At 70.4% G+C, this 17,480-nt stretch carries 13 protein-coding genes; 3 read left to right on the top strand and 10 right to left on the bottom strand.

The window, feature by feature from the left end:
- The first annotated feature begins 413 nt into the window (after positions 1-413).
- Positions 414-1,997: an eCIS core domain-containing protein gene (locus J2847_RS10240; RefSeq protein ID WP_209778877.1), complete on the top strand. Its 1,584-nt coding sequence runs from the start codon at positions 414-416 to the stop codon at positions 1,995-1,997.
- 264 nt (positions 1,998-2,261) lie between these two features.
- Here the strand turns inward: J2847_RS10240 and J2847_RS10235 are convergent, their stop codons facing one another.
- On the bottom strand, positions 2,262-2,984 hold the full coding sequence (locus J2847_RS10235) for a response regulator transcription factor (RefSeq protein ID WP_209778876.1): 723 nt from the start codon (positions 2,982-2,984) through the stop codon (positions 2,262-2,264).
- A 24-nt stretch (positions 2,985-3,008) separates the two neighbouring features.
- Positions 3,009-5,882 carry a cache domain-containing protein gene (locus J2847_RS10230; RefSeq protein WP_209778875.1) on the bottom strand — a complete coding sequence of 958 codons (2,874 nt, stop codon included), beginning with the start codon at positions 5,880-5,882 and terminating at the stop codon, positions 3,009-3,011.
- Between the two features lie 213 nt (positions 5,883-6,095).
- On the opposite strand from J2847_RS10230, the gene J2847_RS10225 reads away from it, so the two are divergent.
- Positions 6,096-6,407 carry a DUF485 domain-containing protein gene (locus tag J2847_RS10225; RefSeq protein ID WP_209778874.1) on the top strand — a complete coding sequence of 104 codons (312 nt, stop codon included), beginning with the start codon at positions 6,096-6,098 and terminating at the stop codon, positions 6,405-6,407.
- Between the two features lie 8 nt (positions 6,408-6,415).
- Complete coding sequence (locus J2847_RS10220; protein WP_209778873.1) at positions 6,416-8,098, top strand: cation acetate symporter; 1,683 nt, start codon at positions 6,416-6,418, stop codon at positions 8,096-8,098.
- Between the two features lie 86 nt (positions 8,099-8,184).
- Here J2847_RS10220 and J2847_RS10215 read toward each other — a convergent pair whose 3' ends face one another.
- The 8 genes from J2847_RS10215 to J2847_RS10180 all read right to left on the bottom strand — a co-directional run bounded on the left by J2847_RS10215 (position 8,185) and on the right by J2847_RS10180 (position 17,430).
- Positions 8,185-9,387, bottom strand: a complete 1,203-nt coding sequence (locus J2847_RS10215) for a glutathionylspermidine synthase family protein (RefSeq protein ID WP_209778872.1) — start codon at positions 9,385-9,387, stop codon at positions 8,185-8,187.
- A gap of 4 nt (positions 9,388-9,391) precedes the next feature.
- A complete protein-coding gene (locus J2847_RS10210) occupies positions 9,392-9,997 on the bottom strand; it encodes a DUF1190 domain-containing protein (RefSeq protein WP_209778871.1) in 606 nt (201 codons plus the stop codon).
- Positions 9,998-10,028: 31 nt separating this feature from the next.
- On the bottom strand, positions 10,029-10,442 hold the full coding sequence (locus tag J2847_RS10205) for a DUF350 domain-containing protein (RefSeq protein WP_209778870.1): 414 nt from the start codon (positions 10,440-10,442) through the stop codon (positions 10,029-10,031).
- A 148-nt stretch (positions 10,443-10,590) separates the two neighbouring features.
- Positions 10,591-11,379, bottom strand: coding sequence for an SDR family NAD(P)-dependent oxidoreductase (locus tag J2847_RS10200; protein WP_209778869.1), 789 nt, complete (start codon positions 11,377-11,379; stop codon positions 10,591-10,593).
- The gene (locus tag J2847_RS10195; RefSeq protein WP_233474406.1) at positions 11,364-13,115 is read right to left on the bottom strand and encodes an FAD-dependent oxidoreductase; all 1,752 of its coding nucleotides are present in this window, start codon (positions 13,113-13,115) and stop codon (positions 11,364-11,366) included. The genes J2847_RS10200 and J2847_RS10195 overlap by 16 nt, the downstream gene beginning before the upstream one ends.
- A 59-nt stretch (positions 13,116-13,174) precedes the next feature.
- The gene (locus J2847_RS10190) at positions 13,175-13,972 is read right to left on the bottom strand and encodes a shikimate dehydrogenase family protein (protein WP_209778868.1); all 798 of its coding nucleotides are present in this window, start codon (positions 13,970-13,972) and stop codon (positions 13,175-13,177) included.
- 33 nt (positions 13,973-14,005) lie between these two features.
- Complete coding sequence (locus tag J2847_RS10185) at positions 14,006-16,564, bottom strand: branched-chain amino acid ABC transporter ATP-binding protein/permease (protein WP_209778867.1); 2,559 nt, start codon at positions 16,562-16,564, stop codon at positions 14,006-14,008.
- Positions 16,561-17,430, bottom strand: a complete 870-nt coding sequence (locus J2847_RS10180) for a branched-chain amino acid ABC transporter permease (RefSeq protein ID WP_085553311.1) — start codon at positions 17,428-17,430, stop codon at positions 16,561-16,563. Before J2847_RS10180 ends, J2847_RS10185 begins: the two co-directional genes overlap by 4 nt.
- Between the last annotated feature and the right edge of the window lie 50 nt (positions 17,431-17,480).

Genomic DNA, 17,480 nt, shown 5'->3' with positions numbered 1-17,480 from the left:
GCTCGGGCCAGACGGCGGCGGCGCGCTCCAGATAGGTCAGCGGCGTCAGCGCCACGAAGTTCGCGGCGTTGCGGTCGAGATCGCGTTCGTAGGCGTTGGGAAGGGCGCAGGCTTCACTCATCGGACCGTTCTCCCTCATGATTCTTGTCGGCTTCTTGGACCGACCCTGTAGCAGGCCAGCGTTGCCCAACTTTCTCAGGATTATGACCAATTGTTACCCGGCGCGCCGCCAGCGGCCGCGACCGAAGCGCATCCGCCCGCCGCGCGAGTCGGATTCCGGAAACATCCGGACGATGACGCGTCAAGGGCCGGCCATGACGCCGGGGTTGAGAAGGCGGTCGTTCGATTACCGATTATAAAGCAATTGCCCGGACAGTCATCCTCGCGCCACGAATTCGGGGAAGGGTTGGTCGATGTCGGGGAAAGCCTCGCGGATCATTCAGGGGAAATTCGCCGCAGGCCACGGCTTCGGCCGGCCGGCGGGACCGGCGGCGCGCAACGGCGGTCCGCGCGTCACGGCGGTCCCGCCCAACCGTCTTTTTCTTCCGGCGACCCCCGGAAAGCCGCTGCCCGAGGCGTTGCAGCGCAAGATGGGGGCGGCTCTGGGGGGCGACTTCTCCAACGTCCGCGTCCATGTCGGGCCGCAGGCATCGTCCATCGGCGCTCTCGCCTTCACCACCGGCTCCGACATCTATTTCGCGCCCGGCCAATACCGGCCCGACACCCCGCAGGGCCAGCAGTTGCTCGGCCATGAACTCGCCCATGTGTTGCAGCAGAAGACCGGGCGGGTGCGGGCGGCGCTTCCGGACGGCCTGGCGATCGTTCAGGACGACGCGCTGGAGGCCGAAGCCGACCGGCTCGGCCAGCGGGCCGCCGCCGCCATGGCCTCGCCGGCCCCGCAGGCGACCCCGTTTCCCGCGACCCCGTTCTCCGCACCCCCGTTTCCCGGCCGGGCCACCGGGGCGGCGGACGCGAACCGCGGCGCGTTGCAGCGCAAGGCGGCGCCGATGCCCCGCCCGAACCCGCCGCCGGTGCCGGCGGGGGGGCCGATGGGAAGGGCCGGCGCGCCGTCCTTCCGGCCGCCGGCGCGCGTCCTCCAGCGCATGCAGCAGGTGACCCTGGCGAACAAGACGATAAACGCGCCGAGGAATTCGACGGACTACAAGAACTCGAACACCTTCTTCACCGAGTTCCAGAATTCGACCCAGCAAGCCTACAATTTCATCCTCAGCGCCCCACAGCTCGGCCCCTACAAGGATCTCGACGGGCACACGAAGAAATGGGTCAGCGACTGGAACGACTACAACAGCGGCAAGGTCGTCAAAACCCTTGCCACCTCCTTCGGCTATGCGATCGAAAGCCTGGCGACCAGCACGGACTCACAATTCTATCCGACCAACCTGCCCAAGCAGACGACGGTGTACGAACAGCTTCCCGTCGGCTCGACACGGCCGGATCTGGTTCTCAGCAACACGAAGACGGGCAATTTCATCGCCTTCGGCGATCTGACGGCTTCGAAAAGCGCGGACCATATCTTCCTCAAGGACAACTGGAAGGCCAAGGTGGCCAACTTCACCGAGATCGTCTATCCGTCCTTGGAACCCGCCAATTACATGACGATGTCCGCCAACCACAACAACACGGGCATGTTGAGCACCACAAAAATCATCAAGAAGATGAATGCGGCGAGGAAGAAATATGAAAAGCAGCGTGCAAGATGGAAGGCGGCCGGCAAGAGATTCTGGTTTTCGATCCTCAGGGACGAGGTGCGGCAGGAGGTTGGCGACCTGTCGTTGAACGATGACAAGATTCGGGATTTCATAAGAAGAAGGCTTCAGCAGTATTTCGATGCAAAAGGAAGGGGCGTCATCGTGCCGGACAAGCTCGTTCCGAGCATCTTGAAGGCCATGGGCGTTCCCTCCACGCCCTGGCGATACACGCTGGGTTACGGCGAGAGCCTGAAGGCTGGGGAAAAATTCCTGATGAACCATTTCTAAGAGCGGATCGCGTAAAACCGGAATCGGTTCGAAGCGTGAATCCGCTCGCCATCAAAAGGCTGGGGTTTCCGTGAGGGGCGCCGCCAACAGGCACTTGGAGCGTCCAGCGGAATCGAGTTTTCATCATCGGCGCTGAATGGAGCCGTCATCCCCGCGAAGGCGGGGAGCCAGGCTTTTCCCATTGGTTCCGCTCGGAAAACTCTGGATCCCCGCCTTCGCGGGGATGACGGGTCGAGAGACGACCCAGGGGCCCGATGGGCGCCCTCAGCGCAGCCAGTCCACCTCGCCCGCGAACAGATAGCCGGCGCCGTAGACCGTCTTGATGAGGCGGGGGCTGCGCGGGTCGTCCTCGATCTTCTTGCGGATGCGCGACACGCGGACGTCGATGCTGCGGTCGTAGGGGTAGTCGTCGCGGTCGAGGTCGGGGCCTTGCAGATGCTCGCGCGACAGCACGCGCCTGGGCGCCTTCAGCAGGGTCAGCAGCAGGGCGGCCTCCGCCGCCGTCAGGCTGTCCTGGCGGCCGTCGTCGGCGGTCAGCGTCAGGTCGCCGAGGTCGAAGACCCAGCCGGCGAAGCGCGCCCGCCCGCTGTCCGCCGTGGCGGCGGCGGCCGTCAGCTGCTCGCGCCGCCGGATGGCGCTGTTGACGCGGGCGACCAGCTCGCGCGGCTCGAAGGGCTTCACCACGTAATCGTCGGCGCCCAGCTCCAGCCCCAGCACGCGGTCGGAGGTGCCGCCGCGCCCGGACAGGATGATGACGCCGAAGCGCACGTCCTCCCACAGCTCGCGCACCAGGGTGAGGCCGTCCATGTCGGGCAGCCCGAGATCGACGATGCAGAGGTCCGGCGCCTGCCGCTGGATCGCCTGCCGGGCCTCCCGCCCGCTGGGCCAGGAGGACACCGCGTAGCCGTAGCCCTCCAGCACGCCGGTCACCAGGCTGCGGATGTCGGCCTCGTCCTCGACCAGATAGATGCGCTTCTTGTGCGTCACGCGCGTTTCCCCCGTGCCGTGCCCTTACGCGGGTGCGGGTGCAGGTGCGGATTCGGCGCTGCGGCCGATGGCCGCCACCAGGTCCCGCTTGTCCCACGGCTTGCGCAGTATGACCGCGTCGGGGGCCAGCTCGCCATACTCGACTGAGAAACCGCTGACAAGAATCACCCGCATGGCGGGTCGAAGCGCGCGGGTGCGCCGCGCCAGCTCGATCCCCGACAGGCCGGGCATCACGATGTCGGACACCAGCAGGCTCAGCCCGTCGATCTGTCCGACCAGCTCCGCCGCCTCGTCGCCGTCCGACGCCTCGACGACCGAGAAGCCGAGCTCGACCAGCTGCTGCCGCATCACCTGGCGGACGTCGTCGTTGTCCTCCGCCACCAGGGCGAGCTGCCCGTGCCAGCCGCCGTCGGGCCGGTCGGACGGCGGGGCGGCGGCGGCCGGCACGGGCAGGGGGGCGACCGGCTCGGCGCGGGGCAGCAGCAGGGTGACGCGGGTGCCCGCGCCGGGGGCGCTGTCGATCTGGAAATAGCCGCGCGACTGCTTCACGAAGCCGTAGACCATCGACAGGCCGAGCCCCGACCCCAGCGCCTTGGTGGTGAAGAAGGGCTCCACCGCGCGGGCCAGCGCCTCGGCCGTGAAGCCGGTGCCGCCGTCGGTCACGCGGATTTCCAGATAGTCGTCGGGCCGCACCGGCTCGTCGAAGGCGAGCGGCTCGCTCACCCGGCGGATGTCGACCGCGATGTCCAGCCGTCCGCCGCCGGGCATGGCGTCGCGGGCGTTGAGCGCCAGATTGACCAGCGCGTTCTCAAGCTGCGTCTGGTCGGCGATGGTCCAGCATTCGCGCCCCTCCTCCGGAACGCCGATGGCGATGGAGCTGGGGAAGGAGCGCCGCAGCAGCACCGCCATGTCGCGCAGCAGCCCGCACAGCTCGATGGGGTGCGGCTTCAGCGGCTGCTGGCGCGAGAAGGCGAGCAGCCGCGCGGTGATGTCGGCGCCGCGCCGGCCGGCGCGCTGGGCCGGTTCCAGATAGGCGTCCAGCCCGGCCACCCCGGCGTAGCGGTCGCGCGCCGCCGACAGGTTGCCGATGATGATCGACAGCAGGTTGTTGAAGTCGTGCGCCAGCCCGCCGGAGAGCTGGCCGACCGCCTTCAGCCGCTGCGCCTCGATCAGCTGGCGCTCGGTCTGCTTCTCGTCGGTGACGTCGAGCGTCAGCACGAACAGGCCGGACACGGAGCCATCCTCGCCGCCATTCTCGCCGCCGCGATGCGGGATCAGCGTCGTCTTGGTGATCAGCGTGCCGCCGCCGCGCGGAAGGCTGTACTCGAAGGTCACCGGCTCGCCGGCCCGGCAGCGGTCGAGATGCGGGGCCAGCGCCTCGCGCGCGCGGCGGCCGACGACGGCGACCAGTTCCCGGCCGATCACCTCCTCCTTCGACCGCCCGACCAGCTCGGCCCAGCGGCGGTTGGCGAAGATCAGCCGTTCGTCGCGGTCCAGCCCGGCGATGCAGGCCGGGATGGCGTCGAGGATGACGCGCTGGCGCTCCTCCGCCTCGGCCAGGGCGCGGCGGGCGGCGTCCTGGCTGGCCATGGCGTCGCGCAGGCGGGCGTTGGCGTCCTCCAGGGCGGCGGTGCGGTCGCGCACGCGGCTGTCCAGCGTGGCGATGTCGTCGCGCACCCGGCCGACCATGCCGTCGAAGGCGGTGGCGAGCAGCCCGATCTCGTCGTCGCGCCGGATGCCGCTGGCGGCGTCGAGGTCGCCGGCCCGCACCTGCGCCGCCGTTTCGGCCAGACGGTGCAGCGGGCGGACCAGCCGCCGCACCGCGACGTAGCCGAGCAGCCCGCCGGCCAGCATCAGCGTCACCGCGATGGCCAGGATGCGGTTGCCGAGCACCACCGACGAGCGCCGCAGCTCCTCGACATAGACCGACGAGGCGATGTACCAGTCGAAGCCGTCGAAATGGCGGACCCAGCTGATCTTCTCGTAGGCGTAGTTGCCGGGGTCGTCGGGCTTGTCCCACAGGTAGGTCAGCGGTTCCCCCCGCGCCGACGCGGCCTTCAGCTCCTCGGCGATGCCGTTGCCGGTCGCCGCGTTGGGCAGGTCGCCGAAGGGGCTGCCCTCGATGTTGGCGTTGGGGTGGATGATCATCCGGTTCGCCGAATCGAAGATGTAGAGATAGCCGGTGCGGGCGATGCGCAGCTTGCGCAGGGCCTGGCGCAGATCCTCGATGGCCTCGGCCTTGCGGCGTTCGACCTCGGCGTCGACGTCCTCCAGATAGGCGCCGGTGCCGACGACGATGCCGCGCTCCGGCAGGTCGCGGAAGTAGCTGAGCTTGGGCGCCCGCTCGTCGCCGTTGGGGCGCCACCAGGGGTAGGTGTGGAACCCCTCGCCCGACCGGCGCGCGGTGGCGATGATGGTGGGCAGGATGTTGCGGCCCATGTTGTCCTGCAACATCGAGGCGTTGCGGCCGAGATAGTCGGGCGACGGGTGCGAGACGATCACGGAATCGTAGTCGGTCGCCCAGATGTAGCCCTCGTTGCCGTAGCGCAGGGCCTGCAACCCCTCGGCCACCAGCCGCCTGGCCTCCTCCCGCGTGATCTCGCCCCGGTCGGCGCGGGCGTGGACATGGTCGATGAAGCCGACGGCGGCCGTCACCATGTCGCGCAGGCGGGTCTTGTAGGATTCCACCGTGATCGCCCGCTGCTCCTCCAGCCCGGCGCGGATGCGGCTGACCAGCTCGAACACGTTGTCGAGGATGGTGCGGCTGGCGTCGCGCTCGATCTCGTAGGCCTTCTCCTCGATCAGCGGGACCGAGAAGACGTAGACCGCCGTCGAGAACAGCCCCAGCGTCAGCAGGATCGCCGAGAACAGCCGGAGGAACAGGCGCGAGCGGACCATGGAGCGCGTGATCTTCGGAAAAGAGCGGAAAGGCCGCCAGTGTTCCAGCTTCCGGCCCGCCGCTCAATCGCAAAGCGGGGGAGGATCGCCGAAATCGACCGGCAACAATTCGTCACAGTTCCGGGAAACTTGGGCAAAACTGTGCTGCTAGCCGATGCCTCCAGAGCCCCGAGAGGGGTCAACGACAAGAGACGGCCACCGTCTGGAGGAAACATGTCGAACCCCGTGTACGAACGGGTCCGCCGGAACCCGAAATTCCACGAACTGGTCCGCAAGCGCAGCCGGCTGGCGCTCGGGCTGTCGGCCATCGTGCTGGTGGCCTACTACGCCTTCATGATGGTGGTCGCCTTCGCGCCGCAGACGCTGCACGCCCCGCTGGGCGAGGGATCGGCCCTGAGCGTCGGCTTCCCCATCGGGGCGGCGATCATCGTGGTGTCCTGGCTGCTGACCGGGGTCTACTCGCACTTCGCCAACGGCGAGTTCGAGGATCTCAACGACGACATCACGCGGGAGACCCTGCGATGAAAGGGGCGATGAGCGCGCCAAGGATCACGCGCGTCGCGGGGGCGGCGGCGCTGCTCGCCGCCTGCGCCCTTCCGGCGCTGGCCGCCCCCGGCGACCTCGGGCCGGTGGACAAGCAGCCGGTCAACCTGTCGGCCATCGGCATGTTCCTGGCCTTCGTGCTGCTGACGCTGGGCATCACGTACTGGGCGGCCAACCGCACCAAATCCACGTCGGACTTCTACACGGCCGGCGGCGGCATCAGCGGCTTCCAGAACGGGCTGGCCATCGCCGGCGACTACATGTCGGCGGCGACCCTGCTGGGGCTGTCCAGCATGGTGTTCGCCAAGGGCTACGACGGCTTCGTCTACACCATCAGCTTCTTCGTCGGCTGGCCGATCATCCTGTTCCTGCTGGCCGAGCGGCTGCGCAACCTCGGCCACTTCACCTTCGCCGACATCGCCTCCTACCGGCTGGACCAGGGCAAGATCCGCACCTTCGCGGCCATCGGCTCGCTGACGGTGGTGTGCTTCTACCTGATCGTCCAGATGGTCGGGGCCGGCCAGCTCATCAAGCTGCTGTTCGGGCTGGACTACAACGTCGCCGTGGTGGTGGTCGGCGTGCTGATGGTGGTCTACGTCACCTTCGGCGGCATGATCGCGACGACCTGGGTGCAGATCATCAAGGCGGTGCTGCTGCTGGGCGGCGGCACGGCGCTGACCCTGCTCGCCCTGTCGCATTTCGGCTTCAGCCTGGAGGCCATCGCCAGGAGCGCCGTCGCCTCGCACAAGGACGGCGTGCGGATCATGGGGCCGGGCACGCTGCTGGCCGACCCGGTGTCGGCGGTGTCGCTGTCGCTCGGCCTGCTGTTCGGCACGGCGGCGCTGCCGCACATCATGATGCGCTTCTTCACCGTCCCCAACGCCAAGGAGGCGCGCAAGAGCGTGTTCGTGGCCTCGGGCTTCATCGGCTTCTTCTTCCTGCTGGTCTGCATCCTCGGCATGGCGGCGATCACCATCGTCGGCACCGACCCGCAGTTCTTCGAGGGCGGCGTGGTCGGCGGCAAGCTGATCGGCGGCGGCAACATGCCGGTGATGCATCTGGCCAAGGCGCTGGGCGGCGACCTGTTCCTGGGCTTCCTGTCGGCGGTGGCCTTCGCCACCATCCTGGCGGTGGTGTCGGGGCTGGCGCTGGCCGGGGCCTCGGCCATCGCGCACGACCTCTACGCCCGCGTCATCCGCAAGGGCGAGGCGACCGAGCGCGAGGAGATGCGCGTGTCCAAGCTCGCCTCGCTGGTGCTGGGCGTGCTGGCCGTGGTGCTGGGCATCGCGTTCGAGAAACAGAACGTCGCCTTCCTGGTCGGGCTGACCTTCGGCATCGCCGCCTCGGTCAACTTCCCGGTGCTGATCCTGTCGATGTACTGGAAGGGGCTGACCACGCGCGGCGCGCTGGCCGGCGGCCTCGCCGGGCTGGTGTCGGCGGTGGCGATGGTGGTGCTGTCCAACGCCGTGTGGGTGGTGGTGCTGAACAACCCGGCGCCCATCTTCCCCTACGAGCATCCGGCGCTGTTCTCGATGACGCTGGCCTTCCTGGTGACCATCGTGGTGTCGAAGCTCGACCGCAGCGCCTCGGCGGCGGCGGAGCGCGACGCCTACGACGACCAGTTCGTGCGCTCGCAGACCGGCATCGGCGCGGCGGCGGCGTCGAACCACTGACGGCGCGGCGGCGGGGACGGAGGGACGCTCCCCCGTTCCCGCCGCCCGATCCGCCCTCAGCCGATCCGCCCTCAGCCGATCCGCCCTCAGCCGATCCGATGCGGGACGAAGCGGCTGGTGTTGCCGGTGATCAGGGCGCGGTCCTCGCGGATGCCCAGGCCGCAGGGGGTGCCGCCGGCCATCCAGACGCCGAGGACGGCGTGGTTGCCGTCCGCCTCGGCCAGCGGCGTGAAGGCCTGGTAGACCCAGCCCTCGTCCATGTAGGGGCCTTCCGTCTGGGCCAGCGGCCGGCCGGCCGGGAGCCCGTCGGCGCCCAGGGTGGCGATGCTGACGTTGCTGCCCTCGCGGCCGAGCAGCGGCTTGGCCACCACCGTGCTGCCGGCGGGAAACGCGTTGCGGTCGAGCGTGGTCGGCAGCAGGTTCGGGTGGCCGGGGTTCAGCTCCCACAGCAGGGCGAACAGCCCCTTCGACGCCATCACCATCTTCCAGGCCGGCTCGATCACCCGGATTCGTCCTTGCGCGGCGGCGGCGACCAGCTCGCGGCCGGTCGTCTCCCGGATCATCCAGTCCCAGGGGTAGAGCTTCATCAGGTGCCGGATCGGCAGGCCGGAATCGTCCAGGAAACGCTGGGTGGAATCGTCGTAGCGGATCGCCTGGACCGGCATCGCCTTGGTGGTCATGCCCGCCCGCAGCGCCAGGGTCTGGAGATAGGCGATGGTCGCCTCGTCCTCCGGGTGCGGCATCAGGCAGGCGAAATGGACGGCCTCCCCCTGCGACGCGAGACCCGGAAAGGCCCGCATCCGCGCCCGCCAGCGCTCGACCAGCGCTTCCTCCAGGCTGTTGAACTGGTCGTCGCCGGGGTGGGTGTCCTGGAGCCAGCACCATTGCGCGACCGCCGTCTCGTAGAGGGAGGTCGGCGTCTCGGCGTTCAGCTCCAGCGCCTTGGGCGGTCCGCCCCGGCCGTCCCAGGCGAAGTCGAAGCGGGCGTAGAGCGCCATGTCCCGCGCGTCGCGTTCGGCCCAGCTCGCCTCGATGGCCGGGGCGGCCCAGCGGGGGAGGCCGACCGCCTCGTACAGCCCGTGCGTCACCACATGGCCGACTGCCGCCTCGCACAGCCGGTAGACCTCCTCGGCGGCGGCTTCGAGCGTCTCGACCTCGGCGAGGGAGAAGCGCCAATGGGCGCTCTCGTCCCAATAGGGCGTGCCGTCGGCCTCGGTGTGGAAGGGGAAGCCGATCTCGTCGAGCCTGGCCTGCCAGTGCGGGCGGGGCGTGGTGCGGATGCGCTCCATGGCCTCAGCTTCCCGAGAAGCCGCGCGACGAGCCGGTCGAGCCGAACCCGGCGCTGCGTCCGGGCGCGGGGACCGTGAAGGACCGGCCGGCGTTGCCGGCGCCGGGCCGGTAGTAGGACCCGGAGCTTGAGGCCACGCCGCCGGCCGGCGCCGTCCCCTGGGGTGGCGTGCCCTGGGGCGGCCGCACCGGCGCCTGCCCGATCTGGGTCCGGCCGCTGCGGGCGTAGCCCTGGCGGTCGAAATAGACCGGCTGCGCGAAGCTGCCCGACAGGCTGCGGCCGACCATGAAGCCGACCAGCGCCGGGACGAAGACGTTGCCCATGCCGCTGCCCTGGCCGCCGCCGCCCTGGGCCTCGCCCTGCGGGGTGCAAGCGCCGTCGCCCATCTCCGCCTCGCAGGCCTCGCGGCTGGCGAAGCGGGGGGCGCTGGCCTGATGCTCGTTGCGGGCGGCGCTGAAGGCGGCCACGCAGTCGTCCGCCGGCATGTCGGCGGCGCAGGCCTCGATCGACGGGTAGACGGTCGCCGTGTCGGGCTGGTCCTCGCCGCAGGCGACCAGGATCGGGCTGATGCCGCCCATCAGCAGGGCCGCGACGGTGCGGGAGCGTTTCATCGGAGCCTCCTCTCGGGATCGGCGGGCGGGATCAGTAGGTCAGCGAGCCGTAGTTCAGCAGGCCGACGGCGATCGACAGGCTGCCGAGAAGAACGCCGTAGGCGGTGCGGTCGGCCTCGACGCCCGCGCGGAAATCGGGCAGCAGCACCCGCGAGCCGATCAGGTAGGCGACGATCTGCGACACCAGCGCGATCACCCCCCAGACCGCCAGATCGACGAGGCTGGAGGTGTGGGAGGCGACGCTCGTCAGCGGCAGGGCGAAGCCGATCATCGCGCCGCCCAGCGTCAGCGCGGCGGTGGTGTTGCCCTGGCGGACCAGCGCCAGGTCGCGGTACGGCGTGACGGCGGTGTAGGCCGCGATGAACAGCATCAGGAAGCCCAGCATCACCGCCGCGAACAGCAGATAGGACGGCAGGGTTTGCAGGGATTGGAGAACGGACCCCATGAGATCATCCGACGTTGCTTTGCCCGTCCGCAGCCTTGCACCTTTTGCGGGTGGGCGGCAAGGGTTGATCGGAATGGTCGTGGGGGGTGCCCCGGTCGGCCTATGATCCCGGCGCGGGCCCGGCGCCGGGCCGCTCCGGGATCCTGCGTCATGGCCGCTCCGGCAGTCCCGGCAGATGGCCGAGGATCGAGCTGGCGTAGCCGCCGTCGACGGTGATGTTCTCGCCGGTGACGTGGGCGGCGTCCGGCCCGGCGAGGAAGCCGACCACCCCGGCGATATCCTCCGGCCGCGCCACCCGGCCGAGCGGCACCAGCGAATCGCGCCGCGCGGCGACCCCGGCGTCGGCGTAGATCCGCGCGGTCAGCGGCGTGCGGGTCATGCCGGGCGACACCGCGTTGGCGCGGATGCCTTGCGGTCCCCATTCTTGGGCGATCTGGCGGACCAGCATGATCAGCGCCGCCTTGCTCGCCGAATAGGCGCCGCCGCCGGCGTGGGGCTGCACCCCCGACATCGAGGCGACGGCGACCAGCGAGCCCCGGCTTTCCGCCAGCGCGTCGTGCGCCGCCTTCGCCAGCAGCCAGGTCGCCCGCGTGTTGACGGCGAACAGCCGGTCCCAGCCCTCCACCGTCAGGCCGGTCAGCGGCGCGGCGCCCATCATCCCGGCGTTGGACACCACGGCGTCGAGCCCGCCGCAGACCGCCAGGGCCTGTTCCACGAAGCGTTGCGGCGTGTCGGGATCGGCCAGATCGCCGTACGCGATCCCGGCGCGGGCGCCCAGGGCGCGCAGCTCGGCGGCCAGCGCCTCGACCTCCGGGCGCGGGCTGCGGACGGTCAGCAGGATCGCCGCGTCCTCGCCGCGCCGGATGGCGTCGGCCGCCAGCTTGCGGCAGACCGCTCCGCCGATTCCCTCGCTGGCTCCGGTCACAAGGGCGCGCATGTTTCCATCTCCTTCACGGTGCGTGGGCGGTCGGCGTGGGCCGCGTGGCGGGCGGCGAGGTAGGCGAAGGCGAGGCCGGGGCCGATCGTGATTCCCGGCGCCGGATAGACCCCGCCCATGATCGAGTTCATGTCGTTGCCGCAGGCGTAGAGCCCCTGGATCGGCCGGTCGTCGGGGCCGAGCACGCGGGCGTCGGCGTCGGTGACGAAGCCGGTCGCCGCCCCGATGTCGCCGGGGTAGAGCCTGACCGCGTAGAAGGGCGCCGTGCCGATCGGGCCGAGATTCGGGTTGGGCGTCTGGTTGGGGTCGCCGTTCGCCCGGTTGTAGGCGGTGGTGCCGCGCCCGAATTCGGGATCGACGCCGGTCCAGGCGTATTCGTTCATCCTCGCCACCGTCTCGCGCAGCCCGGTGGCGTCGATGTCGAGCTTGCCGGCCAGCTCGTCCAGCGTCGCGCCCATGGTGAGGTAGCCGTCCCTGAGGAAGGGCTCCAGCTTCTTGCCGCCGGGATGCACCATGCCCAGGCCGTATTTGCGCAAACCCTCGGAATCGGTGATCAGGAAGGCCGGGATGGTCGGCACCGTCCTGTTGGACTCGAACATCGCCCGGCCGAACAAATGGTAGGAGGTGGATTCGTCGACGAAGCGCTTGCCCGCCTTGTTCACCGTCACCATGCCCGGCTTGCAGCGGTCGAGGATGAAGTGCGGGAACACCGCCGTCGAGCGGTCGGGCCGGCGGCGCACCGACACCGGCGCCCAGAAGGCGTTGTCGAGGTTGCCGGTGCCGTAGCGCGCCCCGGCCGCCAGGGCGAGGTCGTGCATCGCGCCGGTGTTGCCGGGGGCGATCGGGCTGTGCTCGGGGGTGGGCTGGTGCAGCATGGCGGCGCGCAGCGTCCCGTGCCGGCTGAAGCCGCCGGACGCCAGGACGACGCCGCGCCGCGCCGCGATGCGGCGGCTGTCGCCGGCCTGGGAGGCGACGACCCCGGTGATGGCGCCGCCGTCGCGGACCAGCTCCCCGACCGTGGTGTCCACCAGGATGTCGACGCCGCGCTGGAGCAGCGAATGCAGCAGCCGGCCGATCAGCGCGTTGCCCATCACCAGCCGGGTGCCGCGCGGGTGGCGGGCGCGGTCCATGGCGTGGCGCAGCACCAGCGTGAGCGCGTGCTTGAAGGAGGGCCAGGATTTGGTCAGCTTCAGCAGGTGGCCGATGTCGTCGCGGTCGATCATCATGCCGCCGAGCACGGTGAATTCCGGGATCGGCGGGCGGATCAGCGCGAAGTGCCGGCCGAGCTTGCGCCCGTCGAAGGGCAGCGGCTCCAGCGCCCGGCCGCACAGGGTGGATCCCTCCAGCTCGGAGATGTAGTCGGGGTGGAAGGGGCGGGCGCGGAACTTGACCTCGGAGTTCGCCTCGATGGTCTCGACCGCCTTGGGGCCGGCCTCCAGGAAGGCGCGGCGCAGCGCGGCGGAGGACCGGTCGCCGACCGCGAGGTCGAGGTAGCGGGCGGCGGTCTCCGGGCTGTCCGGCGCGCCGGTGGCGGCGCGGTGGTGGGAGTTGGGGATCCAGGTCGTCGCGGCGGAGAAGGCGGTGGTGCCGCCGACATGCCCGGTGCGCTCGATCAGCAGGACGCTCTGGCCCTCGATGGCGGCGAACAGGGCGGCGGCCATTCCGGCGCCGCCGGCCCCGACGACGATGACGTCGTAGGCGGGCTTGTCCGGCATCCGGCGGAGGTCGATGGTCATGGCGGGGGCTTCCGGTGTCTGTGTTGGGTGTTGGGGGGAAGGAGGGAGGGCGCCGCCGCTCAGCGCTTGCCGGCCAGCAGGAAATCCACCATCAGCGCCAGCAGGTTGGCGAACATGCCGCCGCCGACCTGGGTGCGGCAGCCGATGCCGCGCGCCGCGACCACCAGCGGCGAGGCGGCCGGGGCGGTGATGACGCAGCCGACGAAGCTGGTGCGCTCAAGCCGCTCGACCGGGACCGGCAGCGGGTCGCCCGGCTTCATCCCGGCCGGGGTGGCGTTGGCGACGAGGTCGTAGCCGGCCGGATCCGGCTCGCCCGCCCGCACCGCGCCGCCGAAGCGTTCGCGCAGGCGGCCGACCAGCGTGTCGCGCCGCGCCGCGTCCTCGTCGTGGATGGCGAGGTCGCGGATTCCGGCCTCCAGCAGCGACAGGGCGATGGCGGTGCCGGCCCCCCCGGCGCCGACCAGCAGGGCGCTCCGGCCCTCCGGCTCGAAGCCCTCGGCGCGGATGCCGCCGACGAAGCCCAGCCCGTCCACCATGTCGCCGGCCCAGCCGTCCGCCGTGCGGCGCATGACGTTGACCGCGCCGAGGAAGCGCGCCCGGTCCGTGACCTCGGTGCAGTGGCGGAAGCAGGCGAACTTGTGCGGCACGGTGACGATGATCCCGTCGACGTTGCGCGCCTTGGCGATGCCGTCGAGGAAGCCGTCGAGGTCGGCCGGCGTGACGTGGGCGGGCACCAGGATGGCGTTCTCGCCGCGTTCGGCGAACGCCCTGGTGACGTGGGCCGGCGACTGCACCTGGGCGATGGGGTCGCCGACGATGGCGAAGACGCGGGTGGCGCCGTTCAGCATGGGCTGCATGGGATGGGGACTCCAGGATCGGGAAGGCCGGGTTCAGGAATGGTCGGCGGCGATGGGCGCCGATCCGGTCTCGCTGGGGTGGACGACGCCGAGCAGGCGGTGCTGGAGGGCGGTGTCGCGCTCCAGATCCTCGGCGCGGCCCTCGTAGGCGACCTTGCCGTTGACCAGCACATAGGCGCGGTCGACCAGCGACAGCACGGTTTCGGCGTGGTGCTCGACGATCACCAGGGCGACGCGGCCGCGCAGCTTGGCCACCGCCTCCATCACCTCCTTGACGACGGCGGGGGCGAGGCCCTCGAAGGGCTCGTCGAGCAGGATGACGCGGCTCGGCACCATCAGGGCGCGGGCGATGGCGACCATCTGGCGCTCGCCGCCCGACAGGTTCTCCGCCTTGGCGCGCTGGCGGGTGTGCAGGCGGGGGAACAGCGCGAAGACCTCCTCCACCGACAGGCCGCCGGGCCGCGCGGCGAGGCGCAGATTCTCCATCACCGTCAGGTTGGGGAACAGCCGCCGCCCCTCGGGCACCAGGGAGACGCCCTTGCGGTTGATCTCGTAGGGCTTGGCCCCCGTCAGGTCGGCGCCGTCCAGCGTGATCCGCCCGGCGCTGAGCGGGCAGCCGCCCATGATGGTGCGCAGCGTGGTCGTCTTGCCGACGCCGTTGCGCCCGAGCAGGGCCACCGCCTCGCCCTCGCGCACCACGAGGTCGAGCCCGTCGAGGATGCGGCTGCCGGCGTAGCCCGACGACACCCCCTCCAGCCGCAGCAGCGGCTTGCCGACCGTGTTGGCGGCGGCGGCGCGCGGCGGGGCGGCGACGGCGGTTTCCCCGTCCCGTGCGGCGCCGAGATAGGCGGCGATCACGTCGGGGTGGGCGGCGACGTCGGCCGGCTTGCCGTCGGCGATCAGCCGGCCCTGGTGCAGCACGGTGACGCGGTCGGACAGGCTCAGCACGCGGTCGATGTCGTGCTCGATCAGCAGCACCGCGTGACGGGTGGCGAGCTGGCGGATCAGCGCGGCGACGACCTGCCGGTCGGCCTCGCCCAGCCCGGCCAGCGGCTCGTCGAGCAGCAGAAGCTTGGCCTCGGTCGCCAGCGTGATGGCGATCTCCAGCAGCCGCTGCTCGCCGTGCGACAGGTTGGTGCAGGGCTCCGCCGCGCGCTCCACCAGCCCGACCGAGGCCAGCAGCGACCAGGTGCGGGCGTTGACGGAATCGATGGAATGGGCGTCGCGCCACAGGCCGAAGCGCAGCGGGCTGCGCGCCTGGACGGCGATGCGGACATTCTCGAAGACCGTCAGGTTGCGGAAGACGCTGAGGATCTGGAAGGAGCGCCCGATGCCGAGCCGGATGCGCTGGTGCATGGCCAGCCGGGTGATGTCGGTGCCGTCGAAGACGATGGTCCCGCGGTCGCTCGGCAGCACGCCGGTCAGCATGTTGAAGAAGGTCGTCTTGCCGGCGCCGTTCGGCCCGATGAAGCTGTGGAGCCGGTGAGGGTGGACCTCCAGGTCGATGTTGCTGGCGGTGACCAGCGAGCCGAAGCTCTTGCTCAGCCCCTTGACGGTCAGGATGGGCGTGCCGGCGTCGGCGTCCAGTTCGGTGCTGCGGTAGGGGGCGATGACGTCGGGGCGGCGCGGGATGCCGGCGCGGGTCAGGGTCCAGCGCTCCCGCCGCAGCACGCGCTGGGCGAGGCCGTGGATGCCCTCCGGCGACAGCAGCGCGAAGGCCATGATGATGGGGGCGAAGATCAGCCACCAATGCTCGGTCAGGCCGCTGAGCTTGTCCTCCAGCAGGATGAAGGCGATGGCGCCCCACAGCGGCCCGAGGAAATGGTGCACGCCGCCCAGCACCGTCATCAGCAGGCTGTCGCCGGCGTGCTGCCAGCTCAGGTTGTTGGCGTAGGCGCCTTGCAGCAGGAAGGCCAGCAGCCCGCCGGCGTAGCCGATCAGCGCCGCCGAGATGACGAAGGCCGCCAGCTTCACCCGGTAGGTGTCGTAGCCCAGGCTCGCCACCCGCTGCTCGTTGTCGCGCAGCGCCTGGAGCACCCGGCCGAAGGGCGCGTGGGCCAGCCGCCACAGGAACCACATGGCGGCGACGACGGTGACGAGCGCGAAGACATGGAAGGACAGGAAGGAGGGGAACAGCCCGCGCGGCACGTTCTGCAACCCGTTCTCGCCGCCGGTCAGGTCGGTCCACTTGAAGGCGATCTCGAAGGCGATCTGCGAGCAGGCCAGCGTCAGCAGCGAGAAGTACAGGCCGCGCCGCTTCAGAACCACCGCCCCCAGCAGCGCCGCCAGCACCACCGAGAAGGCGACGGTGACGGCCAGCCCGACGATCTCGTTGCCGACCAGATGCAGGGCGGCGAGCGCCGCCGCGTAGCTGGCCGTCCCGAAGAAGACCGAGGCGCCGAAGGGCACCAGCCCGGTGTAGCCGAGCAGCAGGTTCACCCCGGCGCCGTAGAGCACGTAGATGGCGATCTGGGTGACGCGGCTGAGCGGCGTCCCGGTCATCTGCACGGCGACCGACAGGGCGGCCAGGACGAGGACCAGCAGGACCAGCGGGTTCGACGCGAGGGTGGGGATCGAGGTGCGGCGGCTCATTCGAAGCGCTCCCAGCGTTCGCCGAACAGCCCGCGCGGCCGGACCAGCAGGATGGCGGCCATCAGCACGTACATCGCGGCGGCGGACGCCTCCGGCATGAATTGAATGGTCAGGGCGGTGACGACGCCGACCAGCAGGCCGGCGACGATGGCGCCCAGGTAGGAGCCGAGCCCGCCGATGGTGACGATGACGAAGGCCGGCATGATGGCGCCGGCCGCCATCGACGGGGTGACGGTCCACAGCGGCGCCGCCAGCACCCCGGCGATCCCGGCCAGCAGGCAGCCCAGCCCGAACACCCCGGTCAGCACGCGCGGCAGGTTGATGCCGAGCATCCCGACCATCTCGGCGTCGCGGCTGCCGGCGCGCAGGATGCGGCCGAAGGGCGTGAAGTTCAGGAAGGCCCACAGCCCGGCCAGGATCGCGACGGTCGCCGCCAGCACGGCCAGACGGTATTTGGTGATCAGCAGCGGGCCGTACTCGACGATGCCGGCCAGGAAGGGCGGCGGGCTGAAGGGATGGCCGCCGGCCCCCCAGGCCAGCCGGACCAGCGCCTCGATCAGCAGGCCGAGCGCGAAGGTCAGGATCAGCCCGATCAGCGGCTCCTTGCCGTAGAGCCGGCGGATCAGCAGCAGCTCGACCGCCATGCCGAGCAGCCCGACCAGCAGCGGCGCCAGCGGCACCGCCCACCAGCCGAACCATTTGTAAAGGGTCAGCGCGAAATAGGCGCCGAGCGCGAAGAAGGCGCCGTGGGCGAAGTTCACGACCCCGAGAAGACCGAAGATGATGGAAAGCCCGACCGCTATGAGGACATAGAGAAAGCCGAGAACCAGTCCATTCACGATCTGAGGGATGAGCGTCTCGATCATGATGTGCGTCCTTGATGCACGCGAGGCAGGGGCGCGCGTGGTTCAAGTCC

The sequence above is a fragment of the Azospirillum agricola genome, assembly GCF_017876095.1.
In the GTDB taxonomy this organism is placed as follows: Bacteria; Pseudomonadota; Alphaproteobacteria; order Azospirillales; family Azospirillaceae; genus Azospirillum; species Azospirillum agricola.
This window is presented reverse-complemented; position numbering and strand designations above follow the sequence as displayed.

Excerpts from the sequence above, each read along its gene's own strand:
- J2847_RS10240 (WP_209778877.1), top strand. The coding sequence starts at position 414 with ATGTCGGGGAAAGCCTCGCGGATCATTCAGGGGAAATTCGCCGCAGGC.
- J2847_RS10230 (WP_209778875.1), bottom strand. The coding sequence starts at position 5,882 with ATGGTCCGCTCGCGCCTGTTCCTCCGGCTGTTCTCGGCGATCCTGCTG.
- J2847_RS10225 (WP_209778874.1), top strand. The coding sequence starts at position 6,096 with ATGTCGAACCCCGTGTACGAACGGGTCCGCCGGAACCCGAAATTCCAC.
- J2847_RS10220 (WP_209778873.1), top strand. The coding sequence starts at position 6,416 with ATGAGCGCGCCAAGGATCACGCGCGTCGCGGGGGCGGCGGCGCTGCTC.
- J2847_RS10215 (WP_209778872.1), bottom strand. The coding sequence starts at position 9,387 with ATGGAGCGCATCCGCACCACGCCCCGCCCGCACTGGCAGGCCAGGCTC.
- J2847_RS10210 (WP_209778871.1), bottom strand. The coding sequence starts at position 9,997 with ATGAAACGCTCCCGCACCGTCGCGGCCCTGCTGATGGGCGGCATCAGC.
- J2847_RS10205 (WP_209778870.1), bottom strand. The coding sequence starts at position 10,442 with ATGGGGTCCGTTCTCCAATCCCTGCAAACCCTGCCGTCCTATCTGCTG.
- J2847_RS10200 (WP_209778869.1), bottom strand. The coding sequence starts at position 11,379 with ATGCGCGCCCTTGTGACCGGAGCCAGCGAGGGAATCGGCGGAGCGGTC.
- J2847_RS10195 (WP_233474406.1), bottom strand. The coding sequence starts at position 13,115 with ATGACCATCGACCTCCGCCGGATGCCGGACAAGCCCGCCTACGACGTC.
- J2847_RS10190 (WP_209778868.1), bottom strand. The coding sequence starts at position 13,972 with ATGCAGCCCATGCTGAACGGCGCCACCCGCGTCTTCGCCATCGTCGGC.
- J2847_RS10185 (WP_209778867.1), bottom strand. The coding sequence starts at position 16,564 with ATGAGCCGCCGCACCTCGATCCCCACCCTCGCGTCGAACCCGCTGGTC.
- J2847_RS10180 (WP_085553311.1), bottom strand. The coding sequence starts at position 17,430 with ATGATCGAGACGCTCATCCCTCAGATCGTGAATGGACTGGTTCTCGGC.